The organism is Povalibacter sp. (genome assembly GCF_036735925.1).
Lineage (GTDB): Bacteria > Pseudomonadota > Gammaproteobacteria > Steroidobacterales > Steroidobacteraceae > Steroidobacter.
Genome location: NZ_DAINNK010000056.1, coordinates 1 through 16,591, shown reverse-complemented (window position 1 = coordinate 16,591; position 16,591 = coordinate 1). Strand labels below are relative to the sequence as shown.

Annotated in this window: 17 protein-coding genes and 1 riboswitch; of the genes, 8 read left to right on the top strand and 9 right to left on the bottom strand. The window is 65.0% G+C overall.

Annotation, left to right across the window (positions count from 1 at the left end; genetic code table 11):
- Positions 1-20: 20 nt before the first annotated feature.
- From dinD to V7D81_RS16325, 3 genes are all read right to left on the bottom strand, one after another.
- A complete protein-coding gene (gene dinD / locus V7D81_RS16335; protein ID WP_324318175.1) occupies positions 21-869 on the bottom strand; it encodes a DNA damage-inducible protein D in 849 nt (282 codons plus the stop codon).
- A 152-nt stretch (positions 870-1,021) separates the two neighbouring features.
- Positions 1,022-1,327, bottom strand: a complete 306-nt coding sequence (locus V7D81_RS16330; RefSeq protein WP_324318173.1) for a type II toxin-antitoxin system RelE/ParE family toxin — start codon at positions 1,325-1,327, stop codon at positions 1,022-1,024.
- Positions 1,328-1,463: 136 nt separating this feature from the next.
- Complete coding sequence (locus V7D81_RS16325) at positions 1,464-3,821, bottom strand: arylsulfatase (protein ID WP_324318171.1); 2,358 nt, start codon at positions 3,819-3,821, stop codon at positions 1,464-1,466.
- Between the two features lie 292 nt (positions 3,822-4,113).
- Here V7D81_RS16325 and V7D81_RS16320 point away from each other — a divergent pair, with 292 nt between their 5' ends.
- From V7D81_RS16320 to V7D81_RS16305, 4 genes are all read left to right on the top strand, one after another.
- On the top strand, positions 4,114-4,293 hold the full coding sequence (locus V7D81_RS16320; protein WP_324318169.1) for a hypothetical protein: 180 nt from the start codon (positions 4,114-4,116) through the stop codon (positions 4,291-4,293).
- A gap of 196 nt (positions 4,294-4,489) precedes the next feature.
- Positions 4,490-5,176 carry a heavy metal response regulator transcription factor gene (locus V7D81_RS16315; protein WP_324318167.1) on the top strand — a complete coding sequence of 229 codons (687 nt, stop codon included), beginning with the start codon at positions 4,490-4,492 and terminating at the stop codon, positions 5,174-5,176.
- Positions 5,173-6,525, top strand: coding sequence for a heavy metal sensor histidine kinase (locus V7D81_RS16310; protein ID WP_324318164.1), 1,353 nt, complete (start codon positions 5,173-5,175; stop codon positions 6,523-6,525). Before V7D81_RS16315 ends, V7D81_RS16310 begins: the two co-directional genes overlap by 4 nt.
- A gap of 106 nt (positions 6,526-6,631) precedes the next feature.
- Positions 6,632-8,218, top strand: a complete 1,587-nt coding sequence (locus tag V7D81_RS16305; protein WP_324318162.1) for a S41 family peptidase — start codon at positions 6,632-6,634, stop codon at positions 8,216-8,218.
- Between the two features lie 103 nt (positions 8,219-8,321).
- On the opposite strand, the gene V7D81_RS16300 is transcribed toward V7D81_RS16305, so the two are convergent.
- The 4 genes from V7D81_RS16300 to V7D81_RS16285 all read right to left on the bottom strand — a co-directional run bounded on the left by V7D81_RS16300 (position 8,322) and on the right by V7D81_RS16285 (position 11,909).
- Complete coding sequence (locus tag V7D81_RS16300) at positions 8,322-9,167, bottom strand: hypothetical protein (protein WP_324318160.1); 846 nt, start codon at positions 9,165-9,167, stop codon at positions 8,322-8,324.
- A 168-nt stretch (positions 9,168-9,335) separates the two neighbouring features.
- Positions 9,336-10,583: an esterase/lipase family protein gene (locus V7D81_RS16295; RefSeq protein ID WP_324318158.1), complete on the bottom strand. Its 1,248-nt coding sequence runs from the start codon at positions 10,581-10,583 to the stop codon at positions 9,336-9,338.
- Complete coding sequence (locus V7D81_RS16290; protein ID WP_324318157.1) at positions 10,580-11,014, bottom strand: copper chaperone PCu(A)C; 435 nt, start codon at positions 11,012-11,014, stop codon at positions 10,580-10,582. Before V7D81_RS16290 ends, V7D81_RS16295 begins: the two co-directional genes overlap by 4 nt.
- Positions 11,015-11,018: 4 nt before the next feature.
- On the bottom strand, positions 11,019-11,909 hold the full coding sequence (locus V7D81_RS16285) for a LysR substrate-binding domain-containing protein (RefSeq protein WP_324318155.1): 891 nt from the start codon (positions 11,907-11,909) through the stop codon (positions 11,019-11,021).
- Positions 11,910-12,077: 168 nt separating this feature from the next.
- Between V7D81_RS16285 and V7D81_RS16280 the strand changes: the two genes are divergently transcribed.
- The 3 genes from V7D81_RS16280 to V7D81_RS16270 are packed head-to-tail and all read left to right on the top strand — an operon-like array spanning position 12,078 to position 14,104.
- Positions 12,078-12,515: an NUDIX domain-containing protein gene (locus tag V7D81_RS16280; protein ID WP_324318151.1), complete on the top strand. Its 438-nt coding sequence runs from the start codon at positions 12,078-12,080 to the stop codon at positions 12,513-12,515.
- Between the two features lie 11 nt (positions 12,516-12,526).
- On the top strand, positions 12,527-13,795 hold the full coding sequence (locus V7D81_RS16275; RefSeq protein WP_324318150.1) for an NAD(P)/FAD-dependent oxidoreductase: 1,269 nt from the start codon (positions 12,527-12,529) through the stop codon (positions 13,793-13,795).
- 18 nt (positions 13,796-13,813) lie between these two features.
- The gene (locus V7D81_RS16270) at positions 13,814-14,104 is read left to right on the top strand and encodes a GNAT family N-acetyltransferase (RefSeq protein ID WP_324318148.1); all 291 of its coding nucleotides are present in this window, start codon (positions 13,814-13,816) and stop codon (positions 14,102-14,104) included.
- A 128-nt stretch (positions 14,105-14,232) separates the two neighbouring features.
- Here the strand turns inward: V7D81_RS16270 and V7D81_RS16265 are convergent, their stop codons facing one another.
- Positions 14,233-14,715, bottom strand: a complete 483-nt coding sequence (locus tag V7D81_RS16265) for a YajQ family cyclic di-GMP-binding protein (protein WP_324318146.1) — start codon at positions 14,713-14,715, stop codon at positions 14,233-14,235.
- Between the two features lie 31 nt (positions 14,716-14,746).
- Positions 14,747-15,775 carry a Gfo/Idh/MocA family oxidoreductase gene (locus V7D81_RS16260; RefSeq protein WP_324318143.1) on the bottom strand — a complete coding sequence of 343 codons (1,029 nt, stop codon included), beginning with the start codon at positions 15,773-15,775 and terminating at the stop codon, positions 14,747-14,749.
- Positions 15,776-15,867: 92 nt separating this feature from the next.
- Positions 15,868-16,030: riboswitch (FMN riboswitch) on the top strand.
- A gap of 103 nt (positions 16,031-16,133) precedes the next feature.
- Between V7D81_RS16260 and V7D81_RS16255 the strand changes: the two genes are divergently transcribed.
- Positions 16,134-16,591, top strand: a 458-nt coding sequence (locus V7D81_RS16255) for a 6,7-dimethyl-8-ribityllumazine synthase (protein ID WP_324318141.1), incomplete at its 3' end; no start/stop codon positions are given.

Here is a 16,591-nt window from a genome sequence, read left to right as displayed (position 1 = left end):
CACGGGTTTTCCCGCGCTGCTCACTCGTCATCAGGCAACCTGTCCGGACGCTGCAGCGTCTTCTTTTCCGCCGACGCGAGGCGGCGCTCCACCTTTTTCACATCCTCGGCTGGTGGCAGGCTTTCGGGGCGAATGCCGCGACTGAGCAGGGTCTGGCGCACGGCCTCGTTGTTGGTGACGTGCTCGCGGGAGATGGCGGGCTCGTTGCTCATCTGATGAACGCGGGTATTGTGGATCGTGATCTCGGTGGCGAAGTCCTTGGCCTTGAGGACGATGGTGGGGGCGAAGTCGGCCAGGGGACGGTTGTCCGGCACCTGCCACTGGGCTTTCATGGCCTGAGTGCTTTTGTTGAACAAGGCATGATCGCCCTTGCTGCGGATCACTGCGAAATCCCGATTGCCGCCGGTCTGTTCAAAAATGACCTGGGAAAGTTCCTTCTCGGTGTCCGACAGCTTGCGTCGTGCCTGCACCCGCTCCGTTTCCAGCAGGCGCTGTTCGATCAGCTCGGCCTTGCGCGTCTGCAAGGCAAAGTAGGTCTGCGCGAAGGCGATTTCCGGCTTTCTCGGATCGCCATTCTGGGCAATGAGATAGCAGGCGTAGCGGGTGAGCATCACGTCCTCGATTTCCCGCTGGCCGCCTTTGCCCAGATCGATCATTTTCCCGACGTCGGCAAAATGATCGGCAATGGCGTGACCGGACACCTCGCAGGCCGTCCTGGCCTTAGAAATCACGCTCTGGAAATTGTCCCATTTGCCATAGCCCAGCAGATGCTGCAGGTCGCGGGCCAGCCAGTATTCGATGCCGTTTTCCGTGCGTTGTGCATGGCCCTCGAAGGTGGCGGTCAGGGCATGAACTTGTTGTGCTTCCATGATCGTTGTCTCCTTACTGTTCGTACGCATTCAACCCGGCGATCTCACTCGTCTGGCGGCTTGTCCTTTCGCGCGCCGATCGTACCTTGTCCTGCGCAGCTGTGGCACGCGCCGGACTGAGATCAACGTATCGCATGTCGGCGAGCTATCGCTCAGCCGATCAGTCGCCGTGCCAGCAGGCTCTGCATGTCACGCCGGCCATCGGCGATCACGTAGATGACGACGCGCTTGTCGAGCACGCGATACCTGATGCGATAGGGTTTGAAGAAGACCTGACGATACTCGTCGATGCCCAGTGCACGCAGTTCCTTGGGCGCCGAGCCGCGTTCCGGTGTCGATGCCAGGTTTTCCGCCAGTTCCAGCAACCGATCGAGGACGTGGTCGGCGTTCGTTGGGGGCTTCGCCGTTCTGGGTGATGACGAGCGGTCTGCGTTGCTCGGCGAGCTCCTCCAGCACATCGGCGGCGTTGGCCTTCAGATAACTGATGGGCTTGATCTGGGTGGAATAGCGCATGCCGTGACTCCCGCGAATGCGGACTGAATATGGTCCGTAAAAGGTTCTGCGGCAAACGGCCGGCGGATTCCGGTCTGCGCCTCAGTTCAGATACCTGATCTCCACCTTGTCGATCGTGCCGTTGAACCGGAAGGGCGCGCGATCGAAATACGCCTGCGACACCGGCGAGTAATTGTCGACACCCACGTCGAAGGCATCGTTCGCAGTGAATGCCAGCGCGGCCGTGCGCGGCACGCGGGTCTTCGCCACTTCCTTGCCGTCGATACGGATGACGACGTCGGCGGCGCCGCGCGGCGCGGCGATGCGCGTTTCCACTTCGATCTTCACTTTTCCGGTCGGCAGCGGGGCCTGCGGTTCGAGGCGGGTGCGTTCGATCTCGAACAGGTTGTATTCGTACCCGAGCCGGCCCTTGTCGACCCACAGCGAGACGCCGCCGGAGAACGCGCCGAGCGCGTACAGCACGCCGGCGGAATCGGCGGCGAGATCGACATTCACGGTGACCAGGTTGCTGCGCGCGCCGAGCTTCGGTCCGGCGAATTCGGGCACGCCGGTCACGTCCTGCGTGTAGTGGAATTCGGTCGCGGGGTTCTGCGGCGCCGATTGCGGGCTCCAGATGACGGACCACAGGCCGCCGCCGATCGGATAGGCGAGATTGTTCTTCGCTTCGCGATCGAACAGCTGCTTCAGCTCGGCGAGCTTCTGCGGATGCTTCGCCGCGAGATCGGTCGACTGCGAGAAGTCCTCGTTCAAGTTGTAGAGCGACCATGGGTCGTTGGAGGGATCCCAGGTCTGGATACCGGCCGGCAATCCCGCGACCCACGGCGTGCGCGGTCCCCACGCCGCGGCGTACCAGCCATCGGGCGAATAGATGCCGCGATCCGCCATGCACTCGAAGTATTGCGCCTGCTTCTGTCCCGGCGCCTGCGCGCTGGCGAAGGTGTATTTCATGCTGACGCCATCCATGGGCTGCTGCGTCACGCCGTCCACCGTTTGCGGCGTGCGGATGCCGACCACGTCGTAGATCGTCGGCACGACGTCATTGACGTGATGGAATTGCGAGCGGGGCGTCTTGTCCGCTGCGATCTTGCCGGGCCACGAGATGGCAAGCGGCGTGCGCGTGCCGCCGAAGTGGCTCGCCGTGAGCTTGGTTCCCTGATACGGCGTCGAGCCGGCCCACGCCCAGCCGGCGTGATACATGTTGTCCGTCTTGTTGCTGCCCAGCGCATCGAGTCCGCCGAGCCCTTCGAGCGCGCGCAGGTGATCCCGGATCTGCGTGGGAATGCCGTTCTGCGCCAGCAGTTCGCTGATGCTGCCGTTCTGGCCTTCGGCGCTCGAACCGTTGTCGCCCCAGACGTAGAGCACCAGCGTCCGGTCGCGAATGCCGAGCCGTTCCAGTTCGTCGATCAGCCGGCCGGCCTGCGTATCCGCGTGCTCGGTAAAGCCGGCGAAGACTTCCATCAAGCGGCGCTGGAACGGTTTCTCATCCTCGGGAATATCGGCCCAGGCGGCCAGTGTCGCGGGCCGCGCCGTGAGTCGGGTATCGGCCGGAATCCAGCCCAGCTTCTTCTGGCGCGCAAAGACTTCCTCGCGCATCGCATCCCATCCCTGGTCGAACCTGCCTTTGTACTTGTCGGCCCACTCCTTGAAGATGTGATGCGGTCCGTGCGACGCGCCGGTCGCCCAGTACATGAAGAACGGCTGCTCCGGCGCGATCGCGTTCTGCCGGCGCAGCCAGCTCACCGCGTCATCGGTCATGTCGTTGGTGAAGTGATAGTTCTGTTTCTCCGGCGTCTCGACGCGCGTCGTGTTGCGTACCAGCGCCGGTTCCCACTGCGACGATTCGCCGGCGAGAAAGCCGTAGAAATAGTCGAAACCGACCAGCCGTCCGGCGGGCCATCGATCGTATGGTCCCTGCGCGGTCGTCTGTTCCGCGGGGGTGTTGTGCCACTTGCCGAAGGCAGCGGTGTTGTAGCCGTAGTAGCCGAGCACTTTGGCGACGGACGCTGTCGTGGCGGGCCAGTGCCCCGTGTAGCCGTCCCAGTTGTTGGCGAGTTCGGCGATCTGGCCGAAGCCAACGCGATGATGATTGCGGCCCGTGAGCAGCGCCGCGCGCGAGGGCGAACACATCGCCGCATTGTGGAAGCGGTTGTAGACGATGCCGCTGTTCGCGATCCGCGTCAGCGTCGGCGTGTGGATCGGACCGCCGAAGGTATCGGGCAACGCCGGCCCGACGTCGTCGAGCATGATGATGAGGACGTTGGGTGCGCCGGCGGGCAGGTGACCGGTGTGCTTCGCGGTCTTGTAGACCGATTGCGCGATCGTCGGGCCCGCCGTGCTGGCCGATGCAGGCGCAGGAAACGGCAGGTCCTGCTGGGCCAGTGCGACTGCCGGCAGCAGCAGGACCAGAATGCATACGGCAGATCGAAGGCGACTCGACATGGTGCGTCTCCCGTGTTCCCGTGCAGGACCGCGTAACGCGGCCAGTGTTCGTTGACATTTCATCCGGCAACCGAGAGTTGACTGCCGGCCCGCTGTTCGAATTGATGTCGGATCGCGCGTGGCGCTGCGATCCGCGGCGGAGTATCGGCGCCGGCACCTGGAACGACGATGCGTAGAACGCGCAGCCGTGTGCGTATCTCTTCCGCGAACAGCCGCCCAGGGTGATGACGCGCACCGGCGCTTCTCTTACTCTGGCCAGCAGACCAGAGACCAGCAGGCCAGCCGCCCTCCCATGTCCATCGTCAATCTGCGCAAATACAAACAGAAGCGTGCCGAAGGCAGGACGCTGTGCACGTCCGGTTTCCACAAATGGGAGACGCTCGGCGAACGGCGGTTCGATGTGAAGCAGGGCAGGCTGGTGAGCGCGGAGCGCTGCCGGCGCTGCGGCGTGGAGCGGGCGAAGCTGACGTAGCTGCTGCTTGCTGTGGGGCCGGCTTCAGCCGGCCTGAAAACAGTCAGGCTGAAGCCTGACCTGCAGAAGAACTGCACCTCCCAGGCTTACGCCGTTGTCAGCACACCGTCAGTCTGGAGCGCAGGGTGGCCGCGTCCGGCAGTACGACGTAGAGTCACGCCGGGCGAACCGTCGTCCGGCCGAATGAAGCGATGCAATGAAGGTGCTGATTGTCGAAGATGAGCCGAAGACGGCGGATTATCTGCAACGCGGACTGACGGAGCAGGGCTACACCGTCGATGTCGCGCGCGACGGGCTGGACGGCCAGCACAGGGCGCTCGAGTACGACTACGACGTGATCGTGCTCGACGTGATGCTGCCGAAGGCCGACGGCTTCGCCACGCTGAGCGCCGTGCGCACGCGCAAGCAGACGCCGATCATCATGCTGACGGCGCGCGACGGCGTCGACGATCGCGTGCGCGGCCTGCGCGAAGGCGCGGACGACTACCTCGTCAAGCCGTTCTCGTTTCTCGAACTCGTGGCGCGACTGCATGCGCTCACGCGCCGCAATCGCGGCCAGGACGCCACGCAGCTCTACGTCGGCGATCTGCACATCGATCTGATGGCGCGCAAGGCCTGGCGCGACAACCGGCGGCTCGATCTCACCGCCAAGGAATTCGCGCTGCTCGCGGCGCTGGCGCGGCGGCACGGCGAAATCCTCTCGAAGACGACCATCGCCGAACTGGTCTGGGGCGTCGACTTCGACAGCGACGCCAACGTGGTCGAAGTGGCGATCAAGCGGCTGCGCGCCAAGATCGACGGGCCGTTCGCCACGCCGCTGCTGCACACGATCCGCGGCATGGGCTATGTGCTCGAAGTACGCGAGTCGAGCGGGCGGGCATGACGCTCTCCATCAGCCGTCGCCTGGCCGTGATGTTCGCGATCTCCAGCTTCGTGCTGCTCGCGCTCATCAGCGTCGCGCTGCACGAACTGCTGGAACGCGATCTGCTGCGGCATCAGCGCGCCGAACTGAACACGCGCCTGGAAGTGAACCGTCCGCTGATCGTCAAGACCGTGCGGGCCGAAGACTGGACGCACGTGCGCAACAAGTTCGAGGCCATGACGCCGGCCGACGGACGCATCGAGTACCGCATCCTCAGCGACGATCCGCGCTTCACGTATGGCGATCCGCTGCCCGCCGGCTTCGTCGCCGCCGAAGGCTTCGGCGTACTGGCCGAAGGCGATCGCGAGCCGCCGCGCAAGACGCTGGTCCGCACCGTGCCGGGCAATGGCGAGCGTCCCGACGTGCGGGTCATGGTCGCGGCCGATTCCACGCCTTTCATCGAGACGCTGCAGGTGTTCACGCTCTGGCTGGTGGCGCTGGTGGGCGGCGGTACGATCATCGCGGCGCTGCTCGGCTACTACATCGCACGGCTCGGCCTGCGGCCGATGCAGCGGCTGTCGCTCGAAGCGCAGTCGCTGATGCCGGAACGGCTGTCGACGCGCCTGCAGCCGGCGCACCTGCCGGAAGAACTGGCCGAGTTCACCGATTCCTTCAACGGCGCACTGGACCGGCTCGAACGCGCCTATCAGCAGCTCGAAGCCTTCAATGCCGACGTGGCGCACGAACTGCGCACGCCCCTGACCAATCTCATCGGCCAGACGCAGGTGACGCTGTCGCGCGAGCGTGGCGTCGATGAACTCAAGGACATCCTGTATTCCAATCTGGAAGAACTGGAGCGGCTGCGCGCCATCGTCAACGACATGCTGTTCCTGGCGCGCGCCGATCGCGGCGAACTCGCGCGGCACCGCGTCGAAGTCTCGGTGGCGAAGGAAGTCGAACGCACGGTCGAGTTCATGGAGTTCCTGCTCGAAGACGCCGACATGAGCGTGCAGGTGGAAGGCGACGCGCGCGCCTGCATCGAACCGTCGCTGCTCGGACGCGCCATGACGAACCTCCTGCAGAACGCGATCGAACACGCCGAGCGCGGCGCGCAGATCACCGTGCAGGTGGAATCGCGCGCCGATCACGCGCGCATCGCCGTTCGCAATCCCGGCAGCATTCCGCAGGAAGCCCTGCCGCGACTGTTCGATCGCTTCTATCGCGGCGACCGCGCCCGCAGCGGCGGCGGCGAGAATCACGGCCTCGGCCTCGCCATCGTCAAGGCGGTCGCCGCGATGCACGGCGGTGCGGTGTTCGCGGCCAGCGACAACGGCATGACCACGATCGGTTTCACCGTCCAGGGTCCCTGATTCTTCCTGATCCTGTGAACTGCATCGCGCTTCGTTCCGCGGCGCCCGGTGTGGGCGGCGGCGTTGTGTATTACATTGCCGCGATGACTGACGTCAGGAGGACGGCATGATCGCTGGCAGAGACTTCTTCGTGAAATTCCCGATTCCGGTTGGCGCGTTGTGCGCAGGCGCCCTGCTGCTCGCCGGTTGCGGCGGGCAGAGCAGCTCGCAGAAAGGCGCGAGCAGCAATGGACAGAACGGCAGCACGGTGTCGTACTCCGCCGGCGTCTATCCGACCTACAAGGGACTGGCGAATCTCTGCGCCGCGCCGCGTTCGGGCAGCAGCCCCGTCACCGGCCAGGCCTATCCCGACAAGCCGGGCTCGATCGCCGCCGAGAACAACTGGCTGCGCTCGTGGAGCAACGACACGTATCTCTGGTATCGCGAATTGCCGGATCTCGATCCGCGTGCGTACAACGACACCGAACAGTTCTTCGATCTGCTGAGGACTTCGCAGGTCACGGCGAGCGGCACGCCGAAAGACAAGTTTCACTTCACCTATCCCACGGAGGTCTGGGAGTCGCTGTCGCAGTCCGGCGTGTCGGCGGGTTATGGCGCGCAGTGGTTCCTCGTCGCGGACCGGCCGCCTCGCGAAATCCGCGTCGCCTACGTCGAGCCCGGCTCGCCGGCCGCTGCACAAGGCGTGCAGCGCGGCGACACCGTGTTGCGGATCGATGGCGCAGATGCGGTGTCCGGCAACGACGTCGACACCCTGAACGACGGACTGTTTCCGGAGAACATCGGTGAAGCGCATCAGTTCGTGATGCGGTCGGCCGCTGGTGTGCAGCGCACCGTATCGATGACTTCCGCGAGCATCACCTCGGTCCCGGTGCAGAACGTCAAGGTGATCAACCCGACCACCGACCGCATCGGCTACCTGCTGTTCAACGACCACATCGCCACGGCGGAAGCGCAGCTCATCAGCGCAGTCAACACGCTGAACGTCACGGGCATTTCCGAACTGGTGCTGGACATCCGTTACAACGGCGGCGGCTATCTCTACATCGCAAGCGAGCTGGCTTACATGATCGCCGGCCCGAGCCGCACCAATGGCAAGACATTCGAACGCCTGACCTTCAACGACAAGTATCCGAACACCGACCCGGTCACGGGTGAATCGCTGGCGCCCATGCCTTTCTTCGACGACTCCGATGCCGGTGCCGCGCTGCCGACACTGAATCTCGGTCGCGTCTATGTACTGACGGGTTCCGGCACCTGCTCGGCGAGCGAGTCGATCATCAACGGCCTGCGCGGTGTGGGTGTCGAGGTCATCCAGATCGGCGGCACGACGTGCGGCAAGCCGTACGGTTTCTACGCGACACCCAACTGCGGCACGACGTACTTCACCATCCAGTTCAAAGGCGTGAATGCCATGGGCTTCGGCGACTACACCGATGGCTTCTCGCCGGAGAACGTCGTTGGCAGCGCCGGCACCGAAATTCCCGGCTGCGCGGTGCTGGACGATTTCACTCATGCACTCGGCGACGTCGGCGAAGCGCGCCTCGCTGCAGCATTGCAACACATCGGGACCGGCAGCTGCCCGACACCGCCATCCGGTCCGGTGGTGCTCGGCAAGACGCAGTTCGGCGCAACGCCAAGCGAAGGCTACCTGCCTCGTTCGCCGCTGCGCGAGAACCGCATCCTGCGGCACTGAGAAGGGTCTCCTTCTTCCTCTTCCTCTTACTGTGGGGCCGGCTTCAGCCGGCCTGAGCTGTAGCGGCCGGCTGAAGCCGGCCCCACAGGCGGAGCACTGCTTCCTACTGGCAAAGCTCTCCGCCGCCCGCACTCTCGCGGGCGCCGAAACTCCACAGCGTTTCCACGTCGAGCTGCAGCGCACCGGAGGTCGTGTCGACGGTGTGACGCCACGCGACTACGTCGATGCGGTCGCAGCCGGCAGAGATTCCGCCACGTTCCAGATTCGCCATGACCAGCGTGTGCGTCAGCGTCGCGGCCGCGGCCGTGCCGCTGCTCTTGAGCACGACGTGGCCGAAGTTGTTGTAGCCCGTGAACTGCCACAGGTACTCGGACAGCGTGCGCAGCTCTTCCGCGACCAGCGGGCGCAGATTCAGTTGACCGGCCGAGCCTTCGGGAGCGCGCAGGTCCGCGGTCGCGCGGTTCAGATACGCACACTTGAATACGCGCTCGCGCAGATGGAAATCCGGATCGCCGGAACGGCTGCGCGCGAATTCGAAGTAGCGCGCGTCGTCGTCGGTCGCGACGAGGTCGGCATACTGCGCAGCCTGCTGCGCGCTGGTTTCGGACCAGTCGAGTGCGATGCTCCAGTCGTCCGTGCACAGCTCGTGCTGCGGCAGCGGCGCGGACAGCGACGGATCGATGTCCGTGTTCTTCAGATGCACCGTCGATACGTGGTCCTGACCCGACGGCCGGGTTTCCTGATAGAAGCCGGCCGGCGTACGCGGCGTGCCCGCGTACAGAAGCTGCGCGATCTGCAGATCCGACTGTGAGACGGCACGCGGTGGCGCCACCTGCGCGGGACTCGCGGGCGCGTCGCTGCTGCCGCCACCACCGCCGCAACTGCTGAGCAGCAAGGTGGCGACGAGCGTGCCTGCGGGCAGTCGTAGCAGTCGCGGCGACACGGACACGTACGTTCCTCGGGATGAATGACGCGGCGATGCGTGTTGCGTCGCCTGAGTCAGATATCGTCCGGAGGACGGAGGGCTTGAGGGATGATGCCTCTTCCTGTGGGGCCGGCTTTAGCCGGCCTCTCAAGAGTCAGGCTGAAGCCTGACCTACAGAAGAGGGCAGGTCCTTTACGTAACGTCCGTCGTTTTGTTGACGCCCAGGAATTCCGGCGTGAGCACCGGATCGAGAATCCGGCGCCGGCTGTCGAGCGAGAGTTCGTCCCAGCGCACCTTGTGCACGGCCTGGCGGCGCAGTTCGCTTTCCAGCACGCGACGTTCGCCGGACTGATCCGCCTTCGGTGCCCGATCCGGCAATCGCCGCGTATCGCCCTGACGCAGCAGTTCATCCACCGCCGCGAGCACGGTGTTGTTCTGGGTCAGCGCGCCATGATTCTCGGCAACGAACCACGTTCGCGCGCCGCGCCATCGCGCGAGCGGCAGCGGCACGGTGCCATCGCCATCGCGCCGCACCGTGAATGCGAATTCCTCGTCGTGCACGTCCGCGGCCACCACGGTTTCCTGGCTCGTGCCGGCGATCAGCAGGCAGCGTTCGTCGGCGTCGGCGAGATGCGAGCGCGACTGACGCGAGCGCGCGAGCAGCGAGGGTTGCGGCACGAGTGCATCGCGCGGCCAGGAGGCAGGATCGAACAGCGGCTCGGGCAACAGTTCATACAGTCCCGGCAGCGTCCGGAACACATCGCGCGCCAGTTCTTCGGCAGTGTGATGCTGATCGAGTGCGGCGATCTTGCGCACGGTGGGATAGACGGCGCGCAACGCGAGCAACGGCGCGTAGGAGCCGTGATTCGGCGCGCCGAGCTGCACCAGCCGTTCGATCCGGTCGTGCGAGTCCTGCGCCATCGCGGCGCGCGCCACGAGTCCGCCCATGCTGTGCGCGACCACGAGTACCTTGCGATCGGCGCACTGTTCGACGGCCTGCAGGAATTCGCGGCCGAGTTCGACGAGATCGCGCCGCCAGTCGAAGGGATGAAACACCGGCCGGAAGCCCGCGATCTCCAGCGACAGTTTCAGCTTGAGATAGCCGGGCAGCATGATGCCGACGGCGCGCAGCGACGGCGATCCGGGCAGCGCGAGACTCGACAGCGAGCCCGCGCCGACCGCGCCGGGATGCAGCCACACCAGGCCCACGGGCGTGGTGCCGACGTCGGCGAGCCGCGAGCCCATGATGCCGGGCAGAATGAAGACGCGCTGGCCGCGTTCGTCGCGGCGGATGGCGGCGAGCCGCGCCAGATGACTCAGCTCGCGATAGGCGACATCGCCGAAGTAGGCGCCGAGCAACACCGCGTGCGCGCCGGTGCGCAGCAGGGCAACGATCTGTTCGTCGTGCAGGTCGCTGATGTCGGGCGAGGGCGCGGTCATTGCGGCGCGTTCACCCGCGCGCTCACCGCAATTTTTCCGGCGTGCTCGAACTCGAAGGTCACCGGGATTTCGCCGCCTGCGGCAATCGGCTCATGCAAGCCCATGACCATGAGGTGCATGCCGCCCGGCGCGAGCTGCACGGGCGTACCGGCCTTCAGTTCCAGCCGCGTGACCGGACGCATCTTCATCATGCCGTTCTCTTCGCTCGTTGCATGCAGTTCGACCCTGTCCGCTGCCGGCGTCCTGATTCGAATCAATACATCATCGCGATCGGCGATCAGCTCGCCGTAGATCGCCACGACGGCGGCGCCCGGCGGTGCCGCGGGCGACCATGCATCGCGAACCGTCACTGACGGCCCCTGTGCCTGGCCGCAGCCATGCAGCGCGATCAGCGCAAGCGCTGCCATCAGCAACGATCGGCGAGGCTTCATGGTTTCATCCTTTCAGGGTCGTGCGGATGACTTCGCACACGGCATCGATCGCTTCGGATCGCGCGCTGCTCTTGCGCCATACGGCGCCGACCGTCCGCGTCGGCACCGGCCGCGCGAAGCTCTTCACCGTCAATCCGTGACCCGAACCAAACGGCCCTTGCGTTGCCAGCTCCGGCAGCAGCGTGATGCCGAGCCCTGCGGCCACCATCTGGCGCAATGTTTCCAGGCTGGTGGCGCGATAGTCGTCGTTCTCCTTCACGTCGATGTGGCTGCAGACGTCGAGCGCCTGATCGCGCAGGCAATGCCCGTCTTCGAGCAGCAGCAGGTTCTCGCCGGTGAGGTCGTCCAGTTTCACGTTCGGCTTCTTCGCCAGCGGATGCTGGTTCGGCACGGCGACGGTGAACGGCTCTTCATAGAGATCGCGCGTTTCGAGCCCGTCGTGGGGCACGGGCAAGGCCAGGATGCCGAGTTCGATCTCGCCGTCGCGCAGCCGGTCGAGCAGGGGCTGCGTCTGGTACTCGTACAGCATCACCTTGAGCTGCGGCAGCTGCTTGCGCAGCTTGCGCGCCACCAGCGGCAGCAGGTACGGGCCGATGGTGGGAATCAGTGCGACCTTCAGTTTCCCCGACAGCGGATCGTGTTCATTGCGCGCCAGCGACACGATCTCATCGCTTTCCTGCAGGATGCTGCGGGCGAGCGGCAGGATCTTCATGCCGGTTTCCGTCAGGGTCACCTTGCGCGGCTGACGTTCGATCAGCTGCACGCCGAGATAGTTCTCGAGTTTCTTGATCTGTGCCGACAGCGTCGGCTGGCTGACGAACGACCGCTCGGCCGCCTTGCCGAAATGACGGGTGTCGGCCAGGGCCACGAAGTAACGAAGATCGCGCAGGTTCATGAGTGCGGGGACCGGACCATGGGGCGGGGCATGATGCCACGCAGCCTCCAATAGTCATAGGCTATCGAATGGGGGCAAGCCATCGACATGCAAGAGCGGTCTTGCATGCACGACACATGCTGAAGACCGCAGCAGCCACGCGCAGGTTGCCCTTATATACTTGGCCGCATGCCCCGAACCACGAGATTGTCGGCTGGTGTGGTGGTTGCGCGAGAAACCCACGACGGCTGGCGCTTCCTGCTGTTGCGCGCCTTCAATCATTGGGATTTTCCCAAGGGAATGGTCGAGGCCGGCGAGGAGCCGCTGGCGGCCGCGATCCGCGAAGTGCGGGAGGAATCGCTGATCGACGATCTGGAATTCATCTGGGGGCGGGATCACACCGAAACCGGTCCCTACAGCCGCGGCAAGGTGGCGCGCTACTACATCGCGCGAACCCGCACGGTCGAAGTCACGCTGCCGGTGATCGAGGAGCTCGGGCGTCCCGAACACAACGAATACCGCTGGGTCGACTTCGACGGCGCATTGAAACTGGTGTCGCCGCGCGTGGAGCCGGTGCTCGAATGGGCGCGCGACAAGATGGACGGCAGCACACATCGCGCCGACTGAAGAGGTGAGGATTGAAACGGATCGTCGTGGTGGGCGCCGGATTCGCCGGGCTCAATGCAGCGCGTCGCATGCGCCGGCTGAAAGAGGTCGATATCACCGTCATCGATCGCGAGAACCATCACCTGTTCCAGCCGCTGCTCTACCAGGTGGCGATGGCGGCGCTGAGTCCGGCGGAAATCGCCGCACCGATCCGCAGCCTGCTGTCGCGCGGCAATGCGCGCGTGATCAAGGCGAGCGCCGAACGCATCGACATCGCAGGTCGCGTCGTCGTGACGGACTGCGGCGAATTTCCCTATGACTATCTGCTGCTCGCCTGCGGCGCGCAGCACGCGTACTTCGGTCGCGAGGACTGGGAGCCGCATGCGCCAGGCCTCAAGAACCTGCCGCAGGCGACCGAGATCCGCCGTCGCGTACTGGAAGCGTTCGAAGCGGCCGAGCGCGAGAACGACATCGCGCTGCGACGGCAGCACCTCACCTTCGTCGTCGTGGGCGGCGGACCGACGGGCGTCGAACTCGCCGGCGCCATCGGCGAGATGAGCCGCTACACGCTGGCGCGCGACTTCCGCACCATCGATCCGCGTCAGACGCGCGTCATCCTGGTGGAAGCGGGCCCACGCATCCTGCCGTCGTTCGCTCCAAAGCTCGCCGCGCGCGCCATGCGCGATCTCGAATCCCTCGGCGTGCAGGTGTGGACGTCGGCGCGCGTCACGAACGTCACGGCGCAGGGCGTGACGATCGGCAACGAACAGGTCGCCGCATCCACCGTGCTATGGGCTGCGGGCGTGCGCGCCGCCGACATCGGCCGCACGCTGGGTACGGCGGTCGATCCGGTAGGTCGCGTCGTCGTGAAGGACGATCTCACGCTGCCGGAGCATCCCGAAGTCTTCGTGGCCGGCGATCTCGCGCACTGCAATGGCGAGGACGGCAAGCCGCTGCCGGGCGTCGCGCTCGTCGCCATGCAGCAGGGCATCTACGCCGCCGACATGATCCGCAATGATCTGCGCGGCAAACCACGCACGCCGTTCCGCTATCGCAATCTCGGCCAGCTCGCGACCATCGGCCGCAGCCGCGCCATCTGCGAAATCTTCGGCATGAAACTCTCGGGCTGGCTGGCGTGGTGGGTCTGGCTGCTCGTACATATCTATCGACTCAGCGGCTTCCGCAACCGCATCATCGTGCTGGTGCAATGGGCCTGGTCGTACATGACCTTCACGCGCGGTGCGCGGCTGATCGTCGGCAAGGAATGGCAGGCCTATGCTCCGCACGAACCCCGACAGTAATCGACGACGAGAGAATCCATGAAATATCCCATCGCCCATGAAGAGACAGACGATCGCGGTGCCTTCTACATCGAGCAGGAGGGCAAGAGAATCGCCGAGATAACCTACCGCCGCACGAATGCTGCGCTGATCGACATCGATCACACGATCGTCGACCCGAGCCTCGGCGGGCAGGGTGTCGGCCGCAGCCTGCTCGATACCCTCGTGCAGTGGGCCCGCGCAACGCAGACGAAGGTCACGGCAACCTGTACGTACGCGAAGGCGCAGTTTGCCAAGGATGCGTCGATCCGCGACGTGCTTTCCGCGTAGCGCGGTATCAGCCCTCGGAAAGCAGAGCCGCAGGAAGCCAGAGAGGCCGCAAAGACCGCAAAAAAGAACTGACAATTGCTCGGGAAATTCTTTTATGCGGTCTTTTGCGGCTCTCTTGCTCTTACTCTTCAATCCCTGAAATTCGTGAACTGCATCGGCAGTTCGAGCTGTGCCTTGCGCACCATCGCGATCACGGCCTGAAGATCGTCGCGGCTCTTGCCGGTGACGCGCACCTGCTTGTCCTGGATGGCGGCCTGCACTTTCAGTTTCGAATCCTTGATCAGGCGCTGCACCTTCTTGCCCAGCTCGGTGTCGATGCCTTCGCGCAGCGTGACGATCTGCTTCGCGGTCGAACCGGTGACGACGGGATCGTCGACCTTCATGCATTGCACGTCGACGCCGCGCTTGCTGAGCTTCAGGCGCAGGATGTCCAGCATCTGCTTGAGCTGGAAGTCCGACTGCGCGGACAGCGTGATGACGAGATCCTTGAGTTCGAACTTCGCGTTGGTGCCCTTGAAATCGAAGCGCGTGCCGACTTCGCGGCTGGCCTGGTCGAGCGCGTTGGCGACTTCGTGGGCGTTGAGTTCGGAGACGATGTCGAAGGAGGGCATGGCGGTAGGGGATCGTTGAGAGTGGAGGGTTTCAGAAGACGATGCGTCGACCGTCGCGGCTGCTGCGGCGTGCGGCTTCGATGAGCTCCAGCATGTTGCGCGCCTCGTCGGCAGCGACCGGCGCGGCAGTGCCGCCGGCGATACTCTGCCTCACGGACTCATAGAATGTCAGCCAGCGGCCGCGTTCGGCGGGGATGGTTTCGCGCTGCGACGACGTGGTCGACAGCAGCGTGCCCCATTGCTCCCGCGGCTCGATGCCGAAGCCCTCGTCGAGCGGCGTCATGCCGGCGCGGAGCTGATCTTCCTGCGGATCCAGGCCCTGCTTGAGATAACTCGCCTGCATGCCGTGGATGCAGTAACGGAAGTCGCCGGGACCCGCGAGCGAGCCGACGCCGAGCGAGATGCGCAGCGATCCCTTGCCCATCAGGATCTCGAAGCCGTCGTCGACGACACCTGCCTGGCGCTGCACGAATACATCGGCCTGCAGCCAGTCGGGTCGACCGAACAGGCACAGCGCCTGATCGATGAGGTGCGAACCCAGGTCATACAGCATGCCGCTGCCGGGTTCGTCGCGTTCACGCCAGCGATCGGCGATCGCGGGACGAAAGCGATCCCAGCGCGCGCGGAAGGAGACGATCTGTCCGAGCCGCTGCGCCTGCAGCAGTTTGCGGATCGTCAGGAAATCGCTGTCCCAGCGCCGGTTCTGGAATGCCGCGAGCATCAGCCCGCGCTCGCGCGCGAGATCGGCGAGCGACTGCGCTTCGGTCGCGGTGATGCTGATCGGCTTGTCGACCACGACATGTTTGCCGGCGAGCAGGGCGCTGCGGGCCTGCGGCACATGCAGGGGATTCGGTGACGCGATGACGACGAGATCGATGTCGTCGCGCGCGATCAGCGCCTGCGCCGAGTCGAGCGCCGTCGCATCGCGATGGACGGAGGCGAGTTCCTGCGTGCGGCTCGTCGTCACGTACCGCAGCTCGATACCCGCAGCCGTCAGCAGCGGTGCGTGAAAGTACCGTCCTGCGAGACCGAAGCCGATCAATCCTGCCCGAAGCGTCATGCCGCGCATTATGTCGGCGTTGCCGTTGCCTGGCGAAGGAATCGGCGGCATATAATCCGCCCCGATCCGCAACGTCCGTACAAACGGGCGATGCAAGTTCTCAGGGTGCGGTGCAATTCCCCACCGGCGGTAATGGCGGCATCGACTGACAGGTGCAGCACAAGCCCGCGGGCGCCCGCGACGAGCCATCGTCGCGGGGACAGCAGATCCGGTGCGATTCCGGAGCCGACGGTACAGTCCGGTTAGAGAACGGGTCGCGGCCTGCTTCATGCGGGTCGTGTCGTCGTGCATTTGCGCGTGGCGCAAGTGCGCGCCTGCCCGTGCGCCCTGATCGGTTTCCATTGAACGAGGAACGATCATGACTCAGCGCAATTCATCCTCTCAACGCATCGCCATCGTCGAATCCGGCTGGCACAGGGACATCGTCGGCCGCGGCCGCGATTCGCTGCTGGCGGAACTCGCCCAGCTCGGCGTGCCGCGCGACCGCGTGGACGTGTTCGAAGTGCCCGGCGCTTTCGAAATCCCGCTGCATGCGAAGCGGCTGGCGCGTACCGGCCGCTATGCGGCGATCGTCGGTTGCGGCTTCGTCGTCGACGGTGGCATCTATCGGCACGAGTTCGTCGCCTCCGCCGTCATCGACGGGCTGATGCGTGTGCAACTCGACACGGACGTGCCGGTGCTGTCGATGGTGCTGACGCCGCAGCACTTCCACGATCATGCGGAACACCAGCGGTTCTTCGAGGATCACTTCGTGGTGAAGGGACAGGAGGCGGCGCGGGCGTGTGTAGCCGTGATCGATGGATTGGCGCGACTGGG

Bases quoted from the DNA above. Each gene is read 5' to 3' on its own strand.
- V7D81_RS16280 (WP_324318151.1), top strand. From the start codon at position 12,078: ATGCCCCGAACCACGAGATTGTCGGCTGGTGTGGTGGTTGCGCGAGAA.
- V7D81_RS16315 (WP_324318167.1), top strand. From the start codon at position 4,490: ATGAAGGTGCTGATTGTCGAAGATGAGCCGAAGACGGCGGATTATCTG.
- V7D81_RS16265 (WP_324318146.1), bottom strand. From the start codon at position 14,715: ATGCCCTCCTTCGACATCGTCTCCGAACTCAACGCCCACGAAGTCGCC.
- V7D81_RS16295 (WP_324318158.1), bottom strand. From the start codon at position 10,583: ATGACCGCGCCCTCGCCCGACATCAGCGACCTGCACGACGAACAGATC.
- V7D81_RS16305 (WP_324318162.1), top strand. From the start codon at position 6,632: ATGATCGCTGGCAGAGACTTCTTCGTGAAATTCCCGATTCCGGTTGGC.
- V7D81_RS16330 (WP_324318173.1), bottom strand. From the start codon at position 1,327: ATGTGCTGGAGGAGCTCGCCGAGCAACGCAGACCGCTCGTCATCACCC.
- V7D81_RS16285 (WP_324318155.1), bottom strand. From the start codon at position 11,909: ATGAACCTGCGCGATCTTCGTTACTTCGTGGCCCTGGCCGACACCCGT.
- V7D81_RS16260 (WP_324318143.1), bottom strand. From the start codon at position 15,775: ATGACGCTTCGGGCAGGATTGATCGGCTTCGGTCTCGCAGGACGGTAC.
- V7D81_RS16325 (WP_324318171.1), bottom strand. From the start codon at position 3,821: ATGTCGAGTCGCCTTCGATCTGCCGTATGCATTCTGGTCCTGCTGCTG.
- V7D81_RS16290 (WP_324318157.1), bottom strand. From the start codon at position 11,014: ATGAAGCCTCGCCGATCGTTGCTGATGGCAGCGCTTGCGCTGATCGCG.
- V7D81_RS16310 (WP_324318164.1), top strand. From the start codon at position 5,173: ATGACGCTCTCCATCAGCCGTCGCCTGGCCGTGATGTTCGCGATCTCC.
- V7D81_RS16270 (WP_324318148.1), top strand. From the start codon at position 13,814: ATGAAATATCCCATCGCCCATGAAGAGACAGACGATCGCGGTGCCTTC.
- V7D81_RS16320 (WP_324318169.1), top strand. From the start codon at position 4,114: ATGTCCATCGTCAATCTGCGCAAATACAAACAGAAGCGTGCCGAAGGC.
- dinD (WP_324318175.1), bottom strand. From the start codon at position 869: ATGGAAGCACAACAAGTTCATGCCCTGACCGCCACCTTCGAGGGCCAT.